This window comes from Lacrimispora sp., from assembly GCF_036758025.1.
In the GTDB taxonomy this organism is placed as follows: domain Bacteria; phylum Bacillota; class Clostridia; order Lachnospirales; family Lachnospiraceae; genus Lacrimispora.
Genome location: NZ_DAIOXM010000006.1, coordinates 96,631 through 116,561, shown reverse-complemented (window position 1 = coordinate 116,561; position 19,931 = coordinate 96,631). Strand labels below are relative to the sequence as shown.

The window sequence follows — 19,931 nt, the reverse complement described above, 5'->3', positions numbered from 1 at the left end:
GCTACCACCTCGCTTCTGTTTCATTTAATTCTGTATGTATATAAAGTTGATACTGCAAGGCGTTGCAGCAGTCGCACCAGATGTCACTGAAAGGCTCTGAACGGTCCATATAAGCCCGGTATATGCCTATGAGCATATTGTTAAGCTCCTTCTTTCTGTCAAGCCGCTCCCGCTCCTTCCGCAGCATATCCCGCCGCTTCTGAGACTGGTAAATGGCGAGCTTAGAGGAAAAGGTGGGCTTTTCATAAGCCCCTCCCAGAGTCTGAAATACTTCCTTGAAAGAAACATTCTCCATTCGTTCCACAAAATCGAATATATCCCCATTCGCCCCGCAGGCATGACAATGAAAATCCCGGTCGTATATCTTTAAAGAAGCCTGTCTGTCTCCTTGGTGAAACGGGCAGGAAATAAATCCTCTCCTGTTTGGCTGAAAGCCATACCGGGCCACAATATCCCTCATGCTGTATGCAGCCTTAATCTCCTCTACCGTCACCCGGAACACCTCCCAGAAGATCTATGATGCGCTTCCCTGTCTCTTCTCTGTTGCAAAACTCAAACCGGCACTGATATTTCCTTTGCAAAGTGAGGAGAATCTTATACAGCTTTTCCCCGGTGATTGCCTTGGTTGTGATGTCTTTCCACTTCCTTGTCTCAGGATCCTGAATCCTTTTATGGCGCCGGGGATTGTCCCACCAGATCACATCTTCCAGACGCTCTATGCCCTTTCCATGCTCACACAAGATAATCACATCAATACCTGCTTCATTTGCCCGGATCAGCTCATTACGGAAGCGGTCATGATCCTGGCAGACATTATTGCAAAGCTCTATCAGGTTTTGCTTCCGGTCTATGATCAGCCTGGGGTTGTCCAGGTTCATGTAATCTCCGACATACAGCTTTGATACATAATAGTCCACGCCCTGATGGTTAAACTCTGTCAGGATCCCCTTGATTGCTTTTGCCTTTTCCCGGGAGTCAATTTGTATATTCAATCAATCACCGCCTAATTAAATGGGAGTCCTTCATCCCCCACGTCATCAGGGACATGCATAAATCCGTCCCCTGCGCTGGAAGGCTCTGGCCTGGAACCTCCCTGGTTGCCCTCGGAAGCTCCTTTGCTTTCCACAAATTCCACGTTATCTGCGATTACATCCGTAGTGTAGATTTTCTGCCCTTCCTGATTGGTGTAGGACCCGGTCTGAATGTGGCCAGTCAATCCGATACGTTCTCCTTTGTGAAACCATTTCTCTATGAATTCTGCTGTTTTCCCAAAGGCGACGCAGGAAATAAAATCCGCATCCTGCTGACCTTCCTTGCGAAAGCGCCGGTCTACAGCCACGGAAAATCGGGCAACCGTTGTGCCGCCATCTGAATACCGGACCTCCGGATCCTTGGTAAATCTCCCAACAAGCTGCACGTTATTCATTCTTAGGATCCTCCTTCTCATAAAGTTTCAGTTTGTTCATGCAATCCTTGTAATTCTCCAGGGTCATATCCTCGATCTTTTTAATCTTGTACATGGCCAGGATCTTCTCCATCTTTAGCCCCTTCCCGCTGTATTTTTCAACTAAGGATTGGACAGAGGCTATCATGGGTGCCGTCACCTTATCCAAGGGTTTTGTCCCTCCCTGTTGGGATTTAGATTCTGCAGGTGGTGTATCAGCTTTCTTCTTTTCCTGCTTATTCGCTTTCTGTCCCATGGAAAACACTTCTTTATGATCCCTCGATCCACATATGACCAAGGAATTAATGTTCCGATTTTTGTCATACCCAATCTGTGACACATAAAAAGCGTCATAACAGGTGAACTTTTTATTTCCCAAGTCCTTAATATTGCAATTGTTGGAATTAATCCAAACAAATGGAGCGGTATACAATTCCCTTCCTATCCCCCAGTTAAAACAGGCCCTTTTGAAACTGTCAGAAGCAAGTCCTTTTTCTTTTTCGGTATAGCTTTCCGTCCCGGTATCTTCCTTCTCTATCCACTGACCTTTTTCAGTATCCCATAGAGAAACGATACAGTTTGCATTCTCACGGGTATGGCGACGTTGCCAGTTCATAGGACCTACTGTTTCATCAAGGATGTTTTGATCAACCCTGGCATCTTTATAAAGGAGCAGGGAAATACCGTTTTCTTTTACCGTAGATATACGGCAATCAATCTCACTCGCCAGCAGAGTCCGGAAATCAAGCTTCTCCATCCGGCTCATCACCTCCCTCAACAATGCGGCTGCACCACATGTCCGCAAAATGCAGGATCATATACAAAGCTGTCTCCTTGCCGTTGATCTCCCGATACAGGGGACCATACAGGCCATTGTGATACAGGATTGCGTGGTATTCTTCTTCTGTCAAAGCTATGTACTCATTGATGATCGTTACGCTCCGGATCTCATGCGGTACGTTCAGCAGATCCGGATTCACCTTAAACGGCTTGCCCTCTGACTGCTTGTACTTCTGCACCGGATCCGCCTTGGTTGGCCGTCCATCTTTAATGATGTTGGGCACATATCCGGGCTTCTGGAACTGTCCGCACTTTCCAATGTCATGAAGAAGGCTGCAGATAACAACGGAATCAGTCCACTGCGTGATGTATGGTTCCTCATACCAGACATTCAAAAGAGAAAGAGCATACCGGGCAACGTTAAGACTGTGTTCCGCCAATCCTCCGGCCTTGGCAAGATGATTTCCTCCGGAACAAGGCATTGTATAAAAGCCAATGTCCTCCATGTGATCTAACAGGTGCTTCATGCCCTCTTTATCGTCACTTCCAGCTAACAGCAGCATTTCTTCAATCTGATTCTTGATGGAGTACTCTTTCTGTTCTACCCCATCATTCCAAGGAAACATAGTTTCCGGTGTTTCTATCTTTATTTTCTCTCCCATCGTATCCTCCAATCTGATCCTGATTAATAGTTTTTTTAACAACGCCTATGCGCTTCTGGCATTGCTCACATGCGGCCCCATCTGAATGCAGATACATTCCGCACATGTCGCACTTATGCCTGTCCATGCCTTAATCCTCCAGAAATTCTGCGGCCTCCATTTGAGCCATTTCAGTCAGTATAAAGTGATAGACTGCCGATTCCTCTGAATCCGTCTCATCGTTTTCATAGTCGGTCAGCTTTTCTCTGAGGAGAATCCAGAGTTTGTGATACTTCTTACTCATCTTCTTCCGCCTTTCCGGGAAGCTCAAACCCCAAAATACTAGCAATCACTTCTCTCTCAACGCTGTATTTATTGCGGAGGGTGTAGTCCGTCAATATATTGCATCTGGCTTCCGCTGCAACAAGACGCTCATATTTTTCTAAGCCTATGGTCACAGTATTATTTCCCATCTTGATTTCCTCCTGATCCCCACGTATAATAGGGATGAAATATGTTTTTCTATTTACTGACCCTGACTGTTCCCGCAGCCGGGTCTTTTTTAATGGTTTGATTTCTCTTCTTGATTAAAAATTCAAGGTTCATATTCTCCGGGAGTTCATCCGGATCGTTAAGCAAGCAACCCCAACCACCCTCCGTATACAGAGCACAGTTCCAGCAGCTAATCTCCTGCGCTGAACAATACTCTTTTACAGTTTTCAGTGCCTCATACAACTTGTCTACATCTGCCTGATCATCTGGCACATCCTGCGCCTCTTCAACCATTTCCGTAATTTCATCCCAGAACACCCACAAGAGTTGTCCGTCATGAAATTTCAGGTCTACCATTCCACCCGGCATGTCAAATTCCACCACCTCAGCCACCTGGCCTATGTAATCCAGGTGAACGTCAGGTGTGTATTTCACTTTATCTCCAGTTTTCATACTGCTTTCCTCCTCTCACAAGCTCTCCAGCGTCCCGCAGATCGCAAGCACCAGCCCGACGGCTCCAACTATAATTACCCGACTCACAAACCACTCCACCCAGTCAAGAACCGGGGAACGGCTGCCATCGTCAAAATCATCTAAGTTTTCATAGTACTTCATCAGGCCACCCCAGTTTTTCCAAAAACTAATTCCTTCCACTCCTGCAGTGCACCGTTCATAATCTGCCAGTCTTCAATGTCCATAAAGTCGGACAGATCAATTTCGCAGATCCTTTCGATGGCCTCCTTTTTTACGCCAGTGAACATCATTAGCTTAATTGGGGATATGAAGAAATAATCCCTTCCGCTCTCTCCTGTATAAAAGCCAATTGGAAGGTTTCCGTTGCGCATATTCTGTTGAATACAGGCAGGACTGACCCCTATGAGCTTACCTGCCATTGCGGTAGTAATACGCTTTTGCTTTGCCATCTATCTCCCTCCTTTTATAGATATAGTCTTTGCAAGGATATCGCCGGCTACGATCTGGGCAATGAGGCTGGCTCCGGCAAGACTTACACGACCGACACATAATCTTTTCTTCCATCCAACTCACCTCCTCTCTTCTGCCTGGGTATCTTCCAGTAAGCTGTCTACCGTTACGCCTAACAGCTTTGCCACTTTTTGAATCTTGTCAACAGAAGGAATGTTGTCATTCCATTTGCAAATACTACCTTTAGAAAACTCAGCTTCCTTTTCCAGTCTGTAAATGGATACTCCTTTTTTCCCTGCCAGTGCTTTTATTTTGTCGAAAAGCAAAATATCACCTCCTTTTATTTGAATATATTCACCGTTTTATATTGACATATAGTTGAAAATATTCTATTATATATAGTAACGACACTAAATACATAGAACAAATTCAACCGCCATGGCTTCGTTGAATATATTCATCTCTTATTTCGAATTATACCGAATATATTCATCGCTGTCAATAGTTTTTGTTGAATTTTTTCAGGAGGTGGTTTTATGACTTTATCAGATCGAATTCAACAACTAATTAATGAACGTAATATTTCTCAATCAGAACTAGAAAAGAAGTTGGGGTTTGGAAAAGGTACTATATCGAAATGGAAAGGAAGTACTGTCCCTAGCGCAGATAAACTGCAAAAAATTGCAGAATATTTTGGGGTTACGCTTGATTACCTTATGACTGGGCGAACAGGGAGTACTCTTCTCACAAAATGTCCCGATTGCGGCTTGGAATATGCAGCAGATGAATATGATGATGTAAAGTATCACGAAAAAAACCACTTAAGATGGGAGAAGGCTGTAAATAAGTTCGGAAAATTGTATTGTAATTATGCCGAAAACGAGAGGATAAAAGGAGAAAATAGAAATATACGCAATAATCTCTCACTTCCTTTGAAAGATAGATATGATGCGGAACTTTTGGTTTTAAGGTGTTTGTTTTCCAGAAGCGTTGATGCAAATAATTTTAATTTAAACCATGTAAATTTTGAACAATATGTTGCGATGATGATGAACAATGAAAAATATCGAAAACATCTTGACACTGAATTGAGTGAAAAAATAATAAAAGAATACGGAATCTTGTCCGGAATTGCAAATGGGGAATCTATTTATTATCCTCAAGAAGCGCAACCACAAACCATCGCAGCTCATAAAGATTCCGAATGGACACCGGAAGAATTAAATAAAATAGAGGAATATAAAAAGCTGCTCTTAGCAGCTCGTCCTAATAAGGGGGATTAGATTTTGACTTATGAAGAGCTTCAAATGGATAATGAAGATTTGAATATCCAGGAATTAGACCTTTCAGGAGTTTCTGATTTAAAAGGCTTGTATATAGATGGAAACATAGCTATACATCAAAACTTGACAACGGTGGAAAAGGCTTGCGTCCTCTCAGAAGAACTTGGCCATCATCACACCAGTACAGGAAATATCCTAAATTTGAAAGATATGCGAAACAGAAAACAGGAGAGAACTGCTAGACTTTGGGCTTACAATAAGCAAATAGGACTCACTGGAATTATCTCTGCCTTCAAGGCAAATTGCCATACTGGCTACGATATGGCAGATTATTTAGGGGTAACAGAGGAATTCCTTCAGGAAGCGCTTGAATGCTATCGCCAGATATATGGAACAGGGGTTACTTATGGTAATAAATACATGATTCAATTCGAACCCAACCTTCAAATACATACAATGATGTTTTCAATAGAGTGAAAACATAAAAAGCCCCAGGAGCTACCAACTCCCAGAGCTTTTCACATAGATTTCTCTTACCAGGCATGCCCGGAAAGATATGATCATTCCCAAGCAGATTATATCATTTTCAGAGCGTCCTGGCAAGGGGCGTATTTTTTATACCCAAAACAGAAAGGAAATGATATAATGGCACTTATTCAATGCCCGGAATGCCAGGGCAAAGTCAGCGATAAAGCAGCCGCCTGTCCTCACTGCGGATACCCACTCCCTTCTCCGGCCTCAGCTCCTCAGAAGCGCAGCCCCGGGCGACCAAAACGATCTGACGGCCGACTGCGTCTGCCAAATGGCTTTGGAAGCATCACCACATTGTCCGGAAAGAGGCGCCGCCCCTACTGGGCCAAGAAAAGCCAGGGAGTCGATTCACGGGGATATCCGATATATTTAACTGTAGGCTACTTTGAGACCTGGGACCAGGCACATACAGCGTTGGACGAATATCAAAAAAATCCCTTTGATCCAAAATACTATTACATGACATTTTCTGGAGTATATGAACTTCTGTTAAAAGAAAAGGAAAATACTCCTAAAGGATTATCAAAGGATCTGCGATATTGTTTTCAGAGCTCATACCGCAGAATGTCCGCTGTGCATGATAAAATCTTCCGTGATATCAACGCCCTTGACCTGCAGCCTTATTTAAATAATAAGAAGCTTTCCCACGCATCGCTGGAGCATGACCAGAACCTTCTCAATCAAATGTATAAGACCGGATTAAAATACAAAGCATGTTCGGAAAATATAGCAAAACTCCTAACCATCGGAAAAGAAGACGATGATGAGCCAGGGGTTCCGTTTACTGAAGATGAGCTTGCACGGTTCTGGAAAAATAAAGATATAAAAGGTATGGACTCCATCCTGATCCTCTGCTATTCTGGATGGCGCATCAACGAATTTTTAAAAATGCCTGTCACAATGGTAGATCTTGAAAATATGGTTTTTACCAGCGGTTCAAAAACTGATGCCGGCAAAAGGCGGCCCGTCCCCATACATCCAAAAATTCAGCCGCTTGTCCAGTCTCTGTATTCTCAAAGCACCACTTACCTATATCCATCAGTATCAGGAAAAAGAATGGGGTACAAAGAATATTCATCCATGTTTGCGGAAGCACTCGCCCAGATAGGAATATATGAGCACACACCTCATGACTGCCGGCACACCTTTGGCAGCTTGCTTAACAGATATGAAGCCAATGAGATATGTTCAAGAAAACTCCTTGGCCATGTTCCCAGAGACGCCCATGAACGCTATATCCATAAATCAATCGAAGATCTGCGTAAAGCTGTTTGTCTGATTCCATAGTGTTACTAATGCGTCATACTTATGTCACTAGTTGCAAAAAATCCATTGTTTTTCTAAAACCCCGTTTTTGCTGAAATACCCATTTTGTCCCACTCTCAACCACATCCAATTTCTTAGAGAATCGATTGAATTAAGAAAATCTTCATAATCTATTCAAACAATATACAAACTTTTCCTGAGGTCTTATGATATACTAATGACATAAGAAATGCACAAGAAACAATTATCCTTACATCCTTTTTGAAATCCGAAAATCCTAAGAAAAATCTCCCTGTGTCATGTGGCACAGGGATTTTTCTGTTGATTTGGGAAAGAATACACACAAAAGCCGTTGTAAAAAGGCAGTTAATCACCTTTTTACAACGGCTCTTTCTCATTCACATGGATTTTTCAATTTAAAGGTTTGTACCATATCCTTCAGGGTTTCAGCCTGCCGGTATAAATGGGAAGTAGCTGCAGTGCTCTCCTCAGACGCTGCTGAGTTGGCCTGCACCACTGAGGAAACCTGATTCAGCTCATCATTAATCCGGGAGATGCCCTGGGCCTGCTCTGACGATGCTCCGGCTATTTTCTCTGCCAGGTCTGCAACCTCCTCGATTCCTCCCACGATTTTATTAAAGGCATCTGCAGTGGTCTTTGCAATCCTGGTTCCGTACTCAGCCCTTTGTATGGAGCTTTCTATCATGTCCGTACTTTCCTTTGCAGCCTTTGCAGAACGGGCTGCCAGACTGCGCACCTCATCTGCCACAACCGCAAAACCCATTCCGTATTTGCCTGCCCTTGCAGCCTCTACGGAAGCGTTTAAAGACAGCATATTGGTCTGAAAAGCAATGTCCTCAATGGCCTTTATTACCTTTGAGATATTGGCTGAGGATACGTTGATCTCGTCCATGGCACGGAGCATTTCTTCCATGTGCTTGTTTCCTTCCACAGCCCCGTCCCTCACATCGTTGGCACATGTCCGGGCTGCTGCTGCATGGTCTGCGCTTAGGCGGATCTGGTTTTTTACCTCCTCCGCTGCTGCTGCCAGCTCCTCAAGAGAAGCCGCCTGACGGCTTGCTCCTTCTGAAAGGCGTACACTGGCTTCTGAAATCTGTCCTGCACCGCCCACTACCTGGCCTGATGCGCCGCAGATCTGGGACAGAACGCGGTTGTTTTTCTCCACAATCCGGCTTAAGGCAATGCCCAGAACATCTTTTTCTGAATTAACCCTTACATGAACCGTCAAATCCCCATTGGCGATTGCCTCGGCTGTCTGAGCCTGGTTTCTGGTGTTTTCCACCATTGTCTTAAAGGACTGCATCAGCTCCCCTACTTCATCAGTGGTAAGAACCTTTACATTTGCGCTGGCATCCCCCACAGATAACTGCTGCGCTATGTTGCTGAGTATCTTAAGAGGACGGACAATGCTCTTATTTAAGACCCTGCTCACAACTATGCTTACAACGAAAGATAAGACGGTCAAAAGCAGTATTGCGGCCGAAAAAAGCACAAAAAACCCTGATGAAACATTATCTTTAGAATATAACCCGTAAATAGCGAAGATACTTACCAGCGAAATCAAAGCCGTGGTGATATTCACTATCCTGAATCCCCTTGCTAATCTCTTACTAAGAGCAATTGAATTCTGTCTTTCCTGTTCTCCCATTTGTACTGCACCCCTTGTTAGTTTTTATGTTTTATATTGTGTATATCGGCAGTTTCTAAAATAATTTTAGCAAAACAGAAAATTTATTTTAACCTATCACATTATTTTTCGGTATTTTTTAATACATCACAAAAATCAAAGGTGGCAAAATAGTCCTCCGGAGTTTCCGCTCTGCGGATCATCTGGACGGAACCGTCTTCCTTTAACAGCAGCTCCGCTGATTTTAACTTTCCGTTGTAATTATATCCCATGGCAAAGCCGTGAGCACCCGTATCATGGATGAACAGCAGATCCCCCCTGGAAATCTCAGGCAGCATCCGGTCAATGGCAAATTTATCATTGTTCTCGCAAAGAGATCCTACCACATCGTATTTATGGTCGCAGGCAGCCTCTTCCTTGCCCATGACCGTAATGTGATGGTAAGCTCCATACATGGCGGGCCTCATCAGATTCACGGCGCAGGCATCCACGCCTACATATTCCTTATGGGTATGCTTTTCATGAACCGCCGTTGTCACCAGAGCGCCGTAAGGCGCCAGCATGAAACGTCCAAGCTCCGTATAAATGGCTACGTCTCCCATGCCTGCAGGCACCAGAATTTCCTCATAGACCTTGCGCACACCCTCTCCGATCACATGGATATCATTAGGCTCCTGATCGGGACGGTAAGGGATTCCGATTCCTCCTGACAGATTGATAAATGCGATATCAGCTCCTGTCTCGTTCTCCAGCTTCACCGCCAGTTCAAACAGCACCTTGGCAAGAAGGGGGTAATATTCGTTGGTCACTGTATTGCTTGCCAGGAAAGCGTGAATTCCAAACCTTTTGGCTCCCTTGCTCTTTAATATCTTGTACGCTTCAAAGATCTGCTCCGTGGTCATTCCGTACTTGGCATCTCCCGGGTTATCCATAATATCAGTGCTGATTTTAAATAAACCGCCTGGATTGTAACGGCAGCTTATGGTTTCCGGTATATAGCCGATGGACTCTTCCAGAAAATCGATGTGGGTGATGTCATCCAGGTTGATGATGGCTCCCATCTTGTCCGCATAGCGGTACTCTTCAGCAGGGGTATTGTTGGAAGAAAACATAATATCCGGTCCAGCAAAGCCTGTCGCCTCAGACATCATAAGCTCTGTCAGGGAAGAGCAGTCCATTCCGCAGCCATAGTCCTTTAAAATCTTTAAGATAAAGGGATTTGGCGTGGCCTTTACCGCAAAATATTCCCGGAATCCCTCGTTCCAGGCAAATGCCTCTTTCAGCTTCGCCGCATTTTCCCGGATTCCTTTTTCATCATATAAATGAAAGGGTGTTGGATACTCCCTCACAATTTCTTCTAACTTTTCCTTTGTTACAAATGGTCTCTTTTCCATGTTTTTTCTCCTCTCGCAGCTTTAGACAGCAGAAGGAGCCTGTCTCCAGCACATCTGCTTTCCAGATTATTGTACCGGGGATAGACTCCTTTGTCTATATATATATTGTATAAATATTCAAATTACCTGTAACTTAATCAGTCCACAGTCACCACACGCATGATGTTGGTATGTGCGGCCGGTTCATGCTTTCTCACCGGGCTCACCACTCCGGCAGTTACTACTACCATATCATCTTCCTTTACAATTCCCTTGGACTTTAACAGCTCCATAGAGGAATAGATGAGGACGTCGGTGGATTCCGCGCGCTTTGCATGAAGGGGCTGGACTCCCCAGTAAAGCTGCATCTGGCGAAGTGCCGCAGAGCTTGGGGACAAACCGATGATCTGGCTTTCCGGTCTCCACTTGGATAAAAGCCTTGCAGTAAAGCCTGTAATACTTGGAGCTACAATTACCTTTGCTCCCAGGTCATGAGCTGTTGACACGGAAGAATAACATACGGCATTGGACACGTTGTGAACGTTAACAGCTGAAACCTTGCGCTTGCGGTAGCCGTTGTAATCCAGATGCTTTTCTGTCTCCTCTACAATAGAGGCCATCATGGAAAGGGCTTCCACCGGATACTTGCCCATGGCAGTTTCTCCGGAAAGCATAACAGCGTCAGTTCCGTCATAAACAGCGTTTGCCACGTCCGTCACCTCTGCTCTGGTGGGACGGGGATTGCGGATCATGGAATCCAGCATCTGGGTGGCGGTAATAACCGGCTTACATGCTTCGTTACACTTTTCAATGATACTCTTCTGGATAAATGGAACCTCCTGAGCCGGAATCTCCACACCCATGTCGCCGCGGGCAACCATGATGCCGTCACTGGCTTCAATGATCTCATCCAGATTTTCAATGCCCTCTGCATTTTCAATCTTGGCGATAACGCTGATATTGGAATTGCTGGCTTCCAGAATTTCCTTGATTTCATAAATAGCTGCTGCGGTACGGACAAAGGAAGCTGCGATAAAATCAAAGCCCTGTTCAATACCGAACTGAATGTCCTGCTTATCCTTTTCTGTCAGAGCCGGAAGCTTTACCTTTACATTAGGCACGTTAACGCCTTTTCTCTCTCCCAGTTCCCCGCCGTTAATGATCTTGCAGACGATTTCACTGCCCTTTACTTCAAGAACCTCCAGCTCAATGAGACCGTCGTCAATGAGAATCCGGTTTCCGGCCTTTACATCCTGGTTCAGTCCGTCATAGTTAATATGTCCTCTTGAGGCATTTCCCACAATCTCTTCTGTTGTCAGGATATAAGTATCTCCATCTTTTAAAATTACTTTCTTTCCATCTTCCAAAAGTCCGGTACGGATCTCCGGTCCCTTGGTATCAAGAAGGGCTGCAATGGGAAGATCTAATTCCTCGCGGATGCTCTTTAAGGCATCAAGGCGGGCCTGCTGCTCTTCATAGTCACCATGTGAAAAGTTGAATCTGGCAATATCCATTCCGTGTTCAGCCAGAGCTTTCATTAGTTCCCGGTCATTGGTGTTAGGTCCCATGGTGCAAATAATCTTGGTTCTCTTCATGAATCGTCCTCCGTAGCTAGTTAATCGTGTCTCCGGATACAGGGTGATCCGGCGTAACGTGTTTATGTGTATACAAATGCTCAGAACAGTATTCATAGCTGCCCTGGCACTTTGAGCAATAACGGAATTCCAGGTCAGGGGAGTCTTTTTCCGTCCGTCCGCACACGGCGCATCGGTGATGGGCTCCTCCCTGGGGTGTTATTTTCATCTGCCTGCGGAATGTCTGCTTTCTTTTGATCTCCTTCGGATTAAAACGGCTTAAATTGCGGGTCATAAGGAAGAAGATAATGCAGTTGAGCAGTGACATAACAATGGTGATTCTGGTTGCCATGCCTCCCACTAAGAATCCGTAAATGAAGTAAATGCCATTAAAAAGGGCCATCCACTTAGCTTTGACAGGAATGGCAAAAAACAGCAGAAATTCCATATCCGGAAAGGTGACGGCAAAAGCAAAAAACAGGGAGTAATTGAGAAATTGGGTGGTCATCAACACACTCATCCCTGTGAGGGCATAAACCACTAAAGCAGCGGCCACATGTCCAGCCACTCCCATAAAGAAGTAGACATTAAAACGGAACGAGCCCCATACCCTCTCTAAATTGGTTCCCAGCATGTAGTATAAATACAGGCTGAGAATGGCAAAAAACGGGTCGGTTCCAGGAGGATAAATCATAAAGGTAACAATCCTCCACACCTGACCCTGAAGGATTTTTCCTGCATCAAGAGATAAATACTGCAGATAAAATCCCGGGGCAAACCAGGTGATTAAAAGTCCCACACCGTACATGCCGATGATATAATACATCAGATTTGGAATCGCATATTTTCTGAATCTGCGCTCCAGGTTGTAAAAAAATTTCATGCTTTCCTCTTTTCAAAACATATCTTTTTTGGAAAAAATCCATGCCACAATCAGGGTCAGAACCAGGGTCAGGCCCAAGACAACGGAAAAGCCGTAGGGGCTGTCCGCAAAGGGAATTCCTCTGGTATTCACATTCATTCCATAAAAGCTGGCTACCATGGTAGGGATGGACATGACAATGGTGATGGTTGCCAAAAACTTCATTACAATGTTCTGGTTATTGGAAATAACGGATGCAAAAGCATCCATGGTTCCGCTTAAAATGCCGCTGTAAATGTTAGCCATCTCAATGGCCTGCTTATTTTCGACGATAACATCTTCCAAAAGCTCCGTATCTTCCGGATACTTCTTGATCTTTTCGATTCTCATAAGCTTTTCCAGCACCACTTCATTGGAACGCAAAGATGTGGTGAAATACACCAGACTCTTTTCCAGCTCCAGAAGCTCGATCAGCTCCCGGTTTCTGGTGGACTTGTGAAGCTGTTCCTCCACCTCTCCGCTTTTTTTGTCGATAACTCTCAGATATTGCAGATAAAGGGATGCATTCTTATACAAGATCTGAAGGATAAAACGGGTTTTCATATAGGTGTGAAAATCCCGGACTCTTCCATCCATAAATGCATTGAGTACTGTGGTGTCCTCCAGACAGACCGTAATAATGGCATCCTCTGTGGTGATAATACCCACAGGAATGGTCACGTACCAGTCCTTTCCTCCTCTTTCCTCTACAGTGGGAACGTCCACTAAAATCAGGGTATAATGATCCTCCACCTGAATACGGGAACGCTCCTCCTCATCCAGAGGAGCCCTTAAATCGTCGGGATCAATCTGATACGTATCGGCAATTTCCAGAATTTCCGTCGCAGTAGGGTTCGTAAGAGCCACCCAGCAGCCTGGCAGAAGTTCATCCTTTTGCTGGATCAGGCCGTTCTCTGTTTTATAAATCCGAATCATGGCTTTCTCCCCTTTCTACTAAAAAATTTTTGCATACTTCGACTTATACATTATAGATTCCAGAAGTCTTTTTGTCAAATAAAATGAAGGCAGATTTAGTGAACTTAAACAAATTTTGCTAGTTTTAACATATATTTATCACGTGAACGGAATTGTATTATTTCTTATTTTATGGTAAACTGATGTCCGGTGAGTCGTAAACTTACTTTTGCACAAAAGGAGGCAAGGGATTATCCCGCGCGTATGATTACATATAACACATTAGGAATCGATATCGGTTCCACAACCGTAAAAATTGCTATATTAAACAGCAGCCGCGAAATGCTATTTACTGATTATGAACGGCATTTTGCTAATATACAGGAAACTTTGGCCGGTCTTTTAAAGAAGGCCTACGATAAATTGGGGCCTATGGATCTCCAGCCTGCTATTACAGGCTCCGGAGGGTTAACTCTGTCCAAACACTTAAAGGTCCCCTTTGTTCAGGAGGTGGTTTCTGTAGCCTCCGCTCTTAAGGATTATGCCCCGCAGACCGACGTGGCAATCGAACTTGGGGGAGAAGATGCGAAAATAATTTATTTTACCGGCGGAATTGACCAGAGAATGAACGGAATCTGCGCCGGAGGCACCGGGTCCTTTATCGACCAGATGGCCGCTCTTTTACAGACTGACGCTTCCGGACTGAACGAATACGCAGCAAATTACAAGGCCATTTACCCCATTGCGGCCCGCTGCGGAGTATTTGCAAAGACAGATATCCAGCCTCTCATCAATGAAGGGGCTACCAGGGAGGATTTATCGGCCTCTATTTTTCAGGCTGTAGTAAACCAGACCATCAGCGGACTGGCCTGCGGAAAGCCCATCAGGGGAAATGTTGCCTTTTTAGGAGGGCCTCTCCACTTCCTTCCGGAGCTTCGCAAGGCATTCATCCGCACCTTAAATTTGTCCGGGGATGCTATTATCGCTCCGGATCACTCCCACTTATTTGCTGCCGTGGGAGCCGCCATAAACGCCGAAGAAATCAAGGGGGAAACTGTCTCTTTGGAAGAGATGATTGATCGTTTGTCCACCGGCATTCAGATGGATTTTGAAGTAAAGCGCATGGCGCCTTTGTTTGCTGACCAGTCAGAATATGACGAATTCCTGTCACGCCACAACAGCCACTGCGTAAAAAAAGGAGAATTGTCTTCTTATCACGGAAAATGCTTTTTGGGAATTGATGCCGGCTCCACCACCACAAAGGTGGCAGTTGTAGGAGAAGACGGCACCCTATTATACAGCTTTTACAGCAGCAACAACGGAAATCCCCTGGCAACGGCTATCCGGGCTATGGGAGAAATCAAGGAGCAGATGACAGAGGACAGTCAGATTGTATGGTCCTGCTCCACCGGATACGGGGAGGCCCTGTTAAAGGCAGCCTTTCTCCTTGATGAGGGGGAAGTAGAGACTATTTCCCACTACTATGCCGCCGCCTTTTTTGAACCGAAGGTGGACTGCATCCTGGATATCGGCGGACAGGATATGAAGTGCATCCGCATTAAAAACAACACTGTGGACAGCGTTCAGCTCAATGAAGCCTGCTCCTCGGGCTGCGGTTCCTTCATCGAAACCTTTGCCAATTCCCTAAACTACACTGTGGAAAACTTTGCTACAGAAGCCCTGTTTGCCAAAAATCCCACGGATTTAGGTACCAGGTGCACCGTATTTATGAATTCCAACGTTAAGCAGGCGCAGAAAGAGGGAGCTGAGGTTTCCGACATCTCCGCAGGCCTGGCTTATTCGGTTATTAAAAATGCCTTATTTAAGGTTATTAAGATCACCAACGCCTCTGATTTAGGACAGCATGTGGTGGTTCAGGGCGGCACCTTTTACAACGATGCCGTCTTAAGAAGCTTTGAGAAAATAGCTGGCTGTGAAGCCGTTCGTCCTGACATCGCAGGCATTATGGGCGCTTTTGGGGCCGCCCTCATTGCCAGGGAGCGGTACGAGGATTCAAAGACCACTGCCATGCTCAGTCTTGACAAGATTCTGGGCCTTCACTATGAGACCTCTATGACCCGCTGCAGGTGCTGTACCAACAACTGTGTTCTGACTGTCAACCGCTTTGACGGAGGCCGCCAGTTCATCAGTGGAAACCGCTGTGAGCGGGGCCTTGGAAAAGAAAAGGCCAAACGGGAGGTGCCAAACCTCTTTGACTACAAATTCCACCGCATGTTCGATTACGAGCCTCTGGAAGAGGACCTGGCCGAAAGAGGCACCATCGGCATTCCCAGAGTTTTGAACATGTATGAAAACTATCCCTTCTGGGCCGTTTTCTTTAAAGAATTAAAGTTCCGCACCGTGCTTTCTCCCCAGTCCACCAGAAAGATTTATGAGCTGGGCATTGAGTCCATTCCAAGCGAGTCGGAATGCTATCCGGCAAAAATTGCCCACGGCCATGTGGAATGGCTGATCCGCCGGGGAATCAAGACCATTTTTTATCCCTGTATCCCCTATGAGCGGAACGAAACACCTGACGCCGGAAATCATTTCAACTGCCCCATTGTCACCTCTTATGCTGAAAACATAAAAAACAATGTGGAAGGGCTTCAGACAGAAAACATCCGTTTCTTAAATCCGTTTATGGCTTTCACCAATGAAGAAATACTGACAAAACGTCTGACAGAAGTATTTGCTGAAGACTTTGGAATTCCGGTTTCAGAAACCGCTGAGGCCGCTCACAAGGCCTGGGAAGAGCTTCTTGCCTCCCGCTCCGATATGGAGAAAAAGGGAGAAGAGACGATTCTTTGGCTTAAAGAAAATGGCAAGAGGGGTATTGTGCTGGCAGGCCGCCCCTACCATGTGGACCCGGAGATCAATCACGGAATTCCTGAGCTGATCACCTCCTATGGCTTTGCGGTCCTCACTGAAGATGCAATTTCCCATCTGGCTGAAATTGAGCGCCCCATGGTGGTGACAGACCAGTGGATGTACCACACCCGCCTCTATAAGGCAGCCAGCCTGGTAAAGCATGAAAACTGCCTGGACTTAATTCAGCTCAATTCCTTTGGCTGCGGCCTGGATGCCGTTACTACTGACCAGGTCAGTGACATCCTGACCGGCTCGGGAAAGATTTACACGGTTTTAAAGATCGACGAGGTCAATAACTTAGGAGCCGCCAGAATCCGCATCCGTTCCCTCATTGCCGCATTAAAGGTCAGGGACAAGAGCCATTATGAGCAGAAAGTGGTTTCCAGCGCTTATCACCGAGTCACCTTTACCAAGGAGATGAAAAAGGAATACACCATCCTTTGCCCCCAGATGTCACCCATTCACTTTGACTTAGTGGAGCCTGCTATCCGTTCCTTTGGCTATCGGATTGAGATTCTTCAAAATCACAACCGTTCCGCCGTTGACACCGGGTTAAAGTACGTGAACAACGATGCCTGTTACCCCTCCCTCATTGTGGTGGGGCAGATCATGGACGCTCTTCTTTCCGGCAAATATGATTTAGACCGCACGGCCATTTTTATGAGCCAGACCGGCGGAGGCTGCCGGGCCTCCAATTACATTGGCTTCATCCGCAGGGCCTTAGAAAAGGCCGGTATGAGCCAGGTTCCGGTTATCTCCGTCAATGCGGGAAACATGGAGACCAATCCGGGCTTTACCATCACCCTGCCCCTTCTGACGAAGGCTATGCAGGCTGTGGTATACGGGGACGTCTTTATGAGAGTGTTATATGCCACCCGCCCCTACGAAAAGATTCCCGGCTCCGCCAACTCCCTTCATGATAAGTGGAAACAGCGCTGCATCGAAGCATTGTCGGCAAAAACACCGGGCATGATGACATTTTCCCGGAATTTAAAGGGAATCATCAGAGACTTTGACAACCTGCCCAGAAATGAGGTTAAAAAGCCTAAGGTGGGCATTGTAGGGGAAATCCTGGTCAAGTTCTCTCCTTTGGCTAACAACAACATCGTAGAGCTTCTGGAGGCAGAAGGGGCCGAGGCTGTCATGCCGGATTTAATGGACTTTCTGCTGTACTGCTTCTATAACAATAACTTTAAAGCGGAAAACCTGGGAGGCAGGAAAAAGACTGCTGCCCTTTCCAACATGGGTATTTCCCTGCTGGAATACTTCCGTAAGACTGCAAAAAAAGAGCTTGTAAAGAGCAGACATTTTACTGCTCCGGCTCACATCGGAAATCTGGCTGACATGGCAAAGGAATTTGTATCCATCGGAAACCAGACCGGCGAAGGCTGGTTCCTGACAGGAGAAATGCTGGAGCTGATTCATACGGGAACCAACAACATCGTCTGCGCCCAGCCCTTTGGCTGCCTTCCCAACCACATCGTTGGAAAGGGCGTGATCAAGGAGCTGAGAAAGGCATATCCCGAGTCCAACATCATTGCCGTGGACTATGATCCAGGTGCCAGTGAGGTAAACCAGTTAAACCGGATTAAACTGATGCTTTCTACGGCTCAGAAAAATTTGAATAAAGAAAATCCTGCTGATATGGAGCGGGAAATGAGTTAACAGGTTAACGAGGGTGCTGCAAATCCACTAAAATAAAGTGATTTTGTAGCACCCTCTTCTTACATAAACAAATATAATTTATTTTTCATTCATATATATGAAACGGTATTTACCTTTACCTTTGCCTATTACACCCACAACAACTTCCATATCGCGCATTTTAGCCATAATAGCCCTTGCAGTTGAGGATGAACAGTCCAATATCTTTTCAATATCCCCAGTGCTAAAAATTTGGTTTGTTTCAATTTCTTTATATACTAAAGTAATATTCTTTTTTGTAGGTTCATTATAATTTTGTTTTTCAATCGCCGACTTTAATGCATCAATCGCCAGCTTTTCAGTTCCAATCGCCGATTTTTTTCTATCAACCGCCGACTTATTAGCTTCAAGTACCAATTCCCTGAACGAATCAACATCTTTATTGATAACGCTCGTTTCCTTATTGACATTTGTATTATAAATAATCGCTTGAAGCATAAATGCATTCGTATGATATTCCGGATCTTTTAACCCTGCTGTTTCAAGTTCTGCGCACATACGATCAACTCCTTCCCCATATTCCTTAACGAAATTATAGGCCTTCAGGAATTCTGCTATTTTCGGATTTCTTGAAAAATGAGTGTAACGAATATTGTCAACTCTTACAAGTCCCGGTAATTTACCAGGACTTTCTACCGCAATACGGTTATCAAACATCTTTATCTGAATGTCAGTTCCACTGATACTGTATGCACGATGAGTTACTGCATTAACAATTAATTCTTGGCGTACAAACTTCGGATACTCTTCTTCGGTTACAAATGTTCCATCGTTACCAAGATAAGTTTTATCTTTTATCTGAGTGTCCAAATATGCGACAGCATCAATAATCATCTTAAGAATTGTTCCTTCAAAGATGACATCTTTTATTACGTTCATCTCTGTTCCAAACTTTTCTTCCATTCCCTCATATCTTATAAAACGCACTCTGGCACGAGGAAAGAAGTTCTGAGGATTCTTACCAAACAACAAAATTGCTGCGGTACTAACCAGTAAAAGTCCATCTTTTTCTCTTACAAAGCTTTTGTTTTGCATCAGATATTCTAGCGGAGTTTTACTGTAGCCTATTTTATCAATATATGTTTTTACCAAATCCATATCAATATCTTCAATGCCGGCATCCGGAACTGGCTTATCTTCAAAGTATCGTTCTCCTTTGTCATAAGTGAGTTGTAATCTTTCATCAAATGAAAGTGATTTTGATTTATCTCCCACCCGTAAGAAAACTTCATCAGCCTGATTTGCATGTACCTGTGGACTAGGATCAATGTGCATCAGTAGTACATGATTTTTTCTACCTTGAAAATCTGTACATGGTACCTTTTCCAGTTCTACTTTGATAGTTGGATTGCAAAAATCAAATGGTACTCTCAGAAGTTCATTTAATTTCTGAACTTCGTAATCTATTCCCTCTATTCTGCGTGTCTTATCTGAAATTCCTATAGCAATGGTTCCTCCATCTGCATTTGCAAAAGCAACAAGTGGTATTGCCAATGCTTTCGGTTCAATATTTATACTTTTACGGTCAAAAATCTGCATTTCTTCAAATGCTAACACTTCCTCAATTTTCAATTCCACCCACCC

At 44.8% G+C, this 19,931-nt stretch carries 22 protein-coding genes; 4 read left to right on the top strand and 18 right to left on the bottom strand.

Translation table 11 applies throughout. The features are described from left to right. Position 1: 1 nt before the first annotated feature. The 12 genes from V7M78_RS07430 to V7M78_RS07375 form a co-directional block, all read right to left on the bottom strand. Positions 2-493: a CHC2 zinc finger domain-containing protein gene (locus tag V7M78_RS07430; protein WP_333647990.1), complete on the bottom strand. Its 492-nt coding sequence runs from the start codon at positions 491-493 to the stop codon at positions 2-4. After that, positions 474-992: an ERCC4 domain-containing protein gene (locus V7M78_RS07425; RefSeq protein ID WP_333647988.1), complete on the bottom strand. Its 519-nt coding sequence runs from the start codon at positions 990-992 to the stop codon at positions 474-476. Before V7M78_RS07425 ends, V7M78_RS07430 begins: the two co-directional genes overlap by 20 nt. Before the next feature lie 11 nt (positions 993-1,003). After that, on the bottom strand, positions 1,004-1,426 hold the full coding sequence (locus tag V7M78_RS07420) for a single-stranded DNA-binding protein (protein WP_333647986.1): 423 nt from the start codon (positions 1,424-1,426) through the stop codon (positions 1,004-1,006). Continuing rightward, on the bottom strand, positions 1,419-2,201 hold the full coding sequence (locus V7M78_RS07415; RefSeq protein WP_333647984.1) for a hypothetical protein: 783 nt from the start codon (positions 2,199-2,201) through the stop codon (positions 1,419-1,421). Before V7M78_RS07415 ends, V7M78_RS07420 begins: the two co-directional genes overlap by 8 nt. Next, complete coding sequence (locus tag V7M78_RS07410; protein ID WP_333647982.1) at positions 2,188-2,886, bottom strand: HD family phosphohydrolase; 699 nt, start codon at positions 2,884-2,886, stop codon at positions 2,188-2,190. The genes V7M78_RS07415 and V7M78_RS07410 overlap by 14 nt, the downstream gene beginning before the upstream one ends. Beyond that, positions 2,834-3,013 (bottom strand): hypothetical protein, encoded by a 180-nt coding sequence (locus tag V7M78_RS07405; RefSeq protein WP_333647980.1) that lies wholly within the window; start codon positions 3,011-3,013, stop codon positions 2,834-2,836. The genes V7M78_RS07410 and V7M78_RS07405 overlap by 53 nt, the downstream gene beginning before the upstream one ends. 3 nt (positions 3,014-3,016) lie before the next feature. Further along, entirely contained in the window at positions 3,017-3,169 is a 153-nt protein-coding gene (locus tag V7M78_RS07400) for a hypothetical protein (RefSeq protein ID WP_333647978.1), read from the bottom strand. Continuing rightward, positions 3,162-3,338 carry a hypothetical protein gene (locus V7M78_RS07395; protein ID WP_333647976.1) on the bottom strand — a complete coding sequence of 59 codons (177 nt, stop codon included), beginning with the start codon at positions 3,336-3,338 and terminating at the stop codon, positions 3,162-3,164. The genes V7M78_RS07400 and V7M78_RS07395 overlap by 8 nt, the downstream gene beginning before the upstream one ends. A gap of 49 nt (positions 3,339-3,387) precedes the next feature. After that, the gene (locus V7M78_RS07390; RefSeq protein WP_333647974.1) at positions 3,388-3,810 is read right to left on the bottom strand and encodes a hypothetical protein; all 423 of its coding nucleotides are present in this window, start codon (positions 3,808-3,810) and stop codon (positions 3,388-3,390) included. Positions 3,811-3,825: 15 nt separating this feature from the next. Next, the gene (locus tag V7M78_RS07385; protein ID WP_333647972.1) at positions 3,826-3,972 is read right to left on the bottom strand and encodes a hypothetical protein; all 147 of its coding nucleotides are present in this window, start codon (positions 3,970-3,972) and stop codon (positions 3,826-3,828) included. Then, complete coding sequence (locus V7M78_RS07380; protein ID WP_333647970.1) at positions 3,972-4,280, bottom strand: hypothetical protein; 309 nt, start codon at positions 4,278-4,280, stop codon at positions 3,972-3,974. The genes V7M78_RS07385 and V7M78_RS07380 overlap by 1 nt, the downstream gene beginning before the upstream one ends. 120 nt (positions 4,281-4,400) lie before the next feature. Then, entirely contained in the window at positions 4,401-4,607 is a 207-nt protein-coding gene (locus tag V7M78_RS07375; RefSeq protein WP_333647968.1) for a helix-turn-helix domain-containing protein, read from the bottom strand. Between the two features lie 210 nt (positions 4,608-4,817). Between V7M78_RS07375 and V7M78_RS07370 the strand changes: the two genes are divergently transcribed. The 3 genes from V7M78_RS07370 (at position 4,818) to V7M78_RS07360 (ending at position 7,382) form a co-directional block, all read left to right on the top strand. Further along, positions 4,818-5,564 (top strand): helix-turn-helix domain-containing protein, encoded by a 747-nt coding sequence (locus V7M78_RS07370; RefSeq protein WP_333647966.1) that lies wholly within the window; start codon positions 4,818-4,820, stop codon positions 5,562-5,564. A gap of 3 nt (positions 5,565-5,567) precedes the next feature. Further along, positions 5,568-6,041 (top strand): ImmA/IrrE family metallo-endopeptidase, encoded by a 474-nt coding sequence (locus V7M78_RS07365; RefSeq protein WP_333647964.1) that lies wholly within the window; start codon positions 5,568-5,570, stop codon positions 6,039-6,041. 348 nt (positions 6,042-6,389) lie between these two features. Then, complete coding sequence (locus V7M78_RS07360) at positions 6,390-7,382, top strand: tyrosine-type recombinase/integrase (RefSeq protein WP_333647962.1); 993 nt, start codon at positions 6,390-6,392, stop codon at positions 7,380-7,382. Positions 7,383-7,755: 373 nt separating this feature from the next. On the opposite strand, the gene V7M78_RS07355 is transcribed toward V7M78_RS07360, so the two are convergent. The 5 genes from V7M78_RS07355 to V7M78_RS07335 all read right to left on the bottom strand — a co-directional run bounded on the left by V7M78_RS07355 (position 7,756) and on the right by V7M78_RS07335 (position 13,793). After that, positions 7,756-8,964: a methyl-accepting chemotaxis protein gene (locus tag V7M78_RS07355; RefSeq protein ID WP_333647960.1), complete on the bottom strand. Its 1,209-nt coding sequence runs from the start codon at positions 8,962-8,964 to the stop codon at positions 7,756-7,758. Between the two features lie 167 nt (positions 8,965-9,131). Beyond that, complete coding sequence (locus tag V7M78_RS07350; RefSeq protein WP_333647958.1) at positions 9,132-10,403, bottom strand: diaminopimelate decarboxylase; 1,272 nt, start codon at positions 10,401-10,403, stop codon at positions 9,132-9,134. A 137-nt stretch (positions 10,404-10,540) separates the two neighbouring features. Further along, on the bottom strand, positions 10,541-11,977 hold the full coding sequence (gene pyk / locus V7M78_RS07345) for a pyruvate kinase (protein ID WP_333647956.1): 1,437 nt from the start codon (positions 11,975-11,977) through the stop codon (positions 10,541-10,543). 16 nt (positions 11,978-11,993) lie between these two features. Next, a complete protein-coding gene (locus V7M78_RS07340) occupies positions 11,994-12,839 on the bottom strand; it encodes a rhomboid family intramembrane serine protease (protein WP_333647954.1) in 846 nt (281 codons plus the stop codon). Between the two features lie 12 nt (positions 12,840-12,851). Next, complete coding sequence (locus V7M78_RS07335) at positions 12,852-13,793, bottom strand: magnesium transporter CorA family protein (protein WP_333647952.1); 942 nt, start codon at positions 13,791-13,793, stop codon at positions 12,852-12,854. Between the two features lie 243 nt (positions 13,794-14,036). Here V7M78_RS07335 and V7M78_RS07330 point away from each other — a divergent pair, with 243 nt between their 5' ends. Continuing rightward, on the top strand, positions 14,037-18,308 hold the full coding sequence (locus V7M78_RS07330) for an acyl-CoA dehydratase activase-related protein (RefSeq protein WP_333647950.1): 4,272 nt from the start codon (positions 14,037-14,039) through the stop codon (positions 18,306-18,308). Positions 18,309-18,386: 78 nt separating this feature from the next. Here the strand turns inward: V7M78_RS07330 and V7M78_RS07325 are convergent, their stop codons facing one another. Further along, a complete protein-coding gene (locus V7M78_RS07325; protein ID WP_333647948.1) occupies positions 18,387-19,925 on the bottom strand; it encodes an ATP-binding protein in 1,539 nt (512 codons plus the stop codon). Positions 19,926-19,931 lie beyond the last annotated feature (6 nt).